Annotated in this window: 3 protein-coding genes, 1 pseudogene and 1 other annotated feature; of the genes and pseudogenes, 2 read left to right on the forward strand and 2 right to left on the reverse strand. The window is 62.1% G+C overall.

The window, feature by feature from the left end; all coding sequences use genetic code 11:
- The first annotated feature begins 268 nt into the window (after positions 1–268).
- Both HNR76_RS15125 and HNR76_RS15130 read left to right on the forward strand, forming a co-directional pair.
- Positions 269–625: a helix-turn-helix domain-containing protein gene (locus HNR76_RS15125; RefSeq protein ID WP_211373209.1), complete on the forward strand. Its 357-nt coding sequence runs from the start codon at positions 269–271 to the stop codon at positions 623–625.
- Positions 622–960, forward strand: coding sequence for a hypothetical protein (locus HNR76_RS15130; protein ID WP_162312320.1), 339 nt, complete (start codon positions 622–624; stop codon positions 958–960). The genes HNR76_RS15125 and HNR76_RS15130 overlap by 4 nt, the downstream gene beginning before the upstream one ends.
- Positions 961–1,021: 61 nt before the next feature.
- Here the strand turns inward: HNR76_RS15130 and HNR76_RS15135 are convergent, their stop codons facing one another.
- Both HNR76_RS15135 and HNR76_RS15140 read right to left on the reverse strand, forming a co-directional pair.
- Entirely contained in the window at positions 1,022–1,450 is a 429-nt protein-coding gene (locus tag HNR76_RS15135; RefSeq protein ID WP_162312321.1) for a hypothetical protein, read from the reverse strand.
- A gap of 1,147 nt (positions 1,451–2,597) precedes the next feature.
- Positions 2,598–3,574, reverse strand: a pseudogene (locus HNR76_RS15140) (IS3 family transposase); the annotation flags it as partial.
- Positions 3,423–3,539, reverse strand: a sequence feature (AL1L pseudoknot). It overlaps the preceding pseudogene by 117 nt.
- Positions 3,575–3,677 lie beyond the last annotated feature (103 nt).

A 3,677-nucleotide genomic window follows, 5' to 3' on the forward strand; every position in this document is an offset into this window, starting at 1 on the left:
GCTGCGGCACTATCCACGGCAACGGGCTGCTTGCGCATGCGCTGGTTCCAGACTGCAAGGAAACAGCGCTCAGCGTAGCGAAAACGGGGAGTGCCAGCACGCAGGAAATGCGCGGAAGCGGCTGTACGTCATGCGTGGGATGGGTTTTTCAGGGGCGACTCAATACCCTTCTGGGGTGGTATTTTGATACCCGAACAGGTAGTTTTGTCAAACCCACTCAGAACCGAGGGCTAGCCTCATGCACTCCACGCCGCTGCATCGCTTCCGCATGAGCATCGCCGCCAACCTCGTCCGTCTGCGCAAGGCACAGGGCCTCACCCAGACCCAGCTCGCCGAGCTGGCCAGCCTGCACGTCAACCAGGTGCGCCGCTACGAGACCGGTGCAGCACAGCCCTCGCTCGATGGCTTGAAGAAGATTGCGGTGGCGCTTCACGTGCCACTGGACGATCTGGTATTCGATCCCAGCGAGCGGGGGCCGCAGGGCGAACGGTTGAACCTGCTGTTCGAGGCCGTCGCCAGCCTGCCTGCTGACGAACAGCGCGTGGTGCAGGCCGTTCTCGATGGCCTCATCGTCAAGCACCGCACCCGGCAACTGGCCGAACAACATGCGGGTAGCGGTGTATGAGCGCGACCTATGCCATCGAACCGATCCGCAGGTCGTCCGCCAGCGACAACATCATGCAACTAAGGGAAGAAGCGTGGGAACGCGTAGGCTACGCGCCGCTGCCCGCGATCCCGCCACCGGTGGTCGGCTGGCGGCTGGTGTTGAACATCGAGAACAACGCCGTCGAACAGCGCGAGTGCGGCACTTTCGATAACGCGCAGCGCGAGGGCGCGGCGTGGCTGCAACAGCACGGCGAGGACGGCATCAGCCAGTGGATGGCCAACGCCGCGCAGGCATCGAAGCGCATGGCGTGGGATCACGACTACCGGCACGCCATCAGTTCGCGCGGGGTCTAACGACAACCGCAACGGCAGCGACTAAGAAGAAGCCCCGCACCGCGGGGCTTCAGGAGTTCTCTTATCTGCTATTAATGACTTGGCTGATTTCATCGATCAACCGCTGAGTAGATGCATCTGCGCCATTCGCGTATGAACGCTGAGCAGATTCCAAAGCCTCGACAAGCATCTTTTGCTTTTTGACTGGATCAGACTCGCTCCTGGCCCCTGTAAACAATCTCGCTGCGTAGTAATACAACTCTTGCGCATCGCCGAGTGATCTAGCCTTCGCTCTCCACTCTTCGGCAATCGCATCATCTCCCGACGTTGCTTCATAGTGTGAGATTAGACGCTTTATCGCACTCAAGTTCCCAGCACTAGCGTCCTTCGTCACGACCGCTATTTGCTCTTGAGGTATCAGGAAGGCATCGCTAGGGCTTTTGAGGCCACCACTGCAAGCTGCGACTGCGAATGACATAACCAACAGGGATGGGAGCATCTTCATACTCATGGCCCTACCGGGGACATCGGATAAAAGGGCGTGTATTGACCAGGATTGGAGTAATCCGGGGCAGGGCCATTACCGCCAACCCTTGGCATCGGACCAATTACGCCTTGCGTGTTGAACCAAACTTGCGTATTCGGCGCGTACACCGTTACTCCAAGCTCATTGGCTAGCTGCTGCGCGAAGCCGTTGGGATCCTTGCCTGTATTGCAAGATTTCAGCCATATCGGATCCTTGCCATTCCAATTGCGATTCCTAATTACCTCTGCCGCCTGCGCAGCATTCAATGGGGTTCCATACTTGCTAAAGAAGGAAGGCCCATTCATCGCATTCGGATCTCCATGCGCGTAAATCGTATGTATGCCTGGTCGATCAGGATCAGCACGCGCACCTGGATGTATCGTCCGATCCCGAATAGGCGAAACCCATATGTCTTTAGAAAGTCCTAACGAGTCGGTGAAGTTGACCGGATTCCCTCCAACATAGACATAGATAGTTCGCCCTGACGCGCCCCATCGTACCCGGCGGCGTTTTTCCCTGACGCGACTTGGACTTAGCAACGCTGCGGCCATTGAGGCGGTTCCTGTCCCGGTAAAAATTCCCTTGATGCGCTTTTTCGCCCGCCGGTGGCCCCGCCGTCAAGCGTTTTCCCTAGCTGCCGGCTTTTGCCCGTAACCGCCGCATACCGATCCGCGTTCGGCTTGAACCGCGCCAGCGGTTAAGCCGACGCGCCGGGCGTGCGTCGGGTCGCGCACGTGGGCGCGAAGCGCGCACGCGGCTGTGTGGGCGTGCGCAGCACGCGCACGGGCGCGTGGCCGGCGTGTGGCCGAAGCGATGGGCCTGGCCCACGCGCAACCCGCGCACCTGACCGGAGCAAGCGCGGAACGCGCACCAGCACGACGTGGGCGGGTGTGCGCAGCACACGCGGCCACACCCGCCGTTGCTTGATCTTGCTTTTCCGGGGGCGCAAGACATGAACGCTTGTTACGCGAAGCGACGGGCTGGCGCGGCGCTTGCCTGCGAACTCGCCCCGGCCCATTGCAGCATCGCAAGCGCCGTGACAGCCCGGCGGTTTGCGTAACGCAGCGTTATGTTAAATCGCCGCAGGCGATTTTGAACCGCTCCGGGAATCCCGGAGACTCGTTGGTGTGAGTCACGCCGCCATGGCGAGCTCACGGGTCTGCTGATAGTGGTTTGCTTCGGCCTCAGCCGGTGGGATGTCGCCGATCGGTCCAAGCAGTCGCCTGTGGTTGAACCAGTCCACCCACTCCAGCGTGGCCAGTTCGACGTCCTGCAGGTTGCGCCAGGACCGCCGATGGATGACCTCGGCCTTGTACAGGCCGTTGATCGTCTCGGCCAGCGCGTTGTCGTAGCTGTCGCCGACGCTGCCCACCGACGGCTCAATGCCTGCCTGGGCCAGACGCTCGGTGTAGCGGATCGACACGTACTGCACGCCGCGGTCGGAGTGGTGGATCAGGCCGCCCTGCGTCGGCCGGCGGTCGTGCAGGGCCTGCTCCAGCGCGTCCAGGACGAAGTCAGTCCGGGCCGAACTGGAAACCTTCCAGCCCACGATCCGGCGGGCGTATACGTCGATCACGAAGGCCACGTACACAAACCCCGCCCAAGTCGAGACGTAGGTGAAGTCGCTCACCCACAGCGCGTTGGGCCGGTCGGCCCGGAACTGCCGGTTCACCCGGTCGCGCGGGCACGGCACCGCCTTGTCGCCGCGCGTGGTCTTGACGACCTTGCCACGGACTACGCCCCTCAGGCCCAGCCGCTTCATCAGCCGTGCCACCGTGCAGCGCGCCACCCGGTAGCCTTCGCGGCACAACTGCTTCCACACCTTTCGCACGCCGTAGACCTGCCGGTTCTCGTCCCAGACTCGCCGGATCTCCACGCACAGCGCCTCATTCCGCCACCAGCGATCCGGTTGCAACTCCGGATCGGCCTGCCGGGCCGCGTGCGTGTAGTAGGTCGACGGAGCGATCGGCAGCACCCTGCAAATCGGCTCGACTCCGTACGTCGTTCGGTGTTCGTCGATGAACGCCGTCATGGCTTGAACCGGCGGTCGAGCTCCGCCTGGGCAAAATACGCCGACGCCTTGCGCAGGATCTCGTTGGCCTGGCGCAATGTAATGAGTCGCCCCTGAAGTATCCGCTTCAGCAGGCCATTGCGACGCGCGCACCTGAGCTGCGAGCCGCCGACGGCAACAGGCACTCCCGGATCCAGGCAC

Source organism: Pseudoxanthomonas broegbernensis (assembly GCF_014202435.1).
GTDB classification, from domain to species: Bacteria; Pseudomonadota; Gammaproteobacteria; order Xanthomonadales; family Xanthomonadaceae; genus Pseudoxanthomonas; species Pseudoxanthomonas broegbernensis.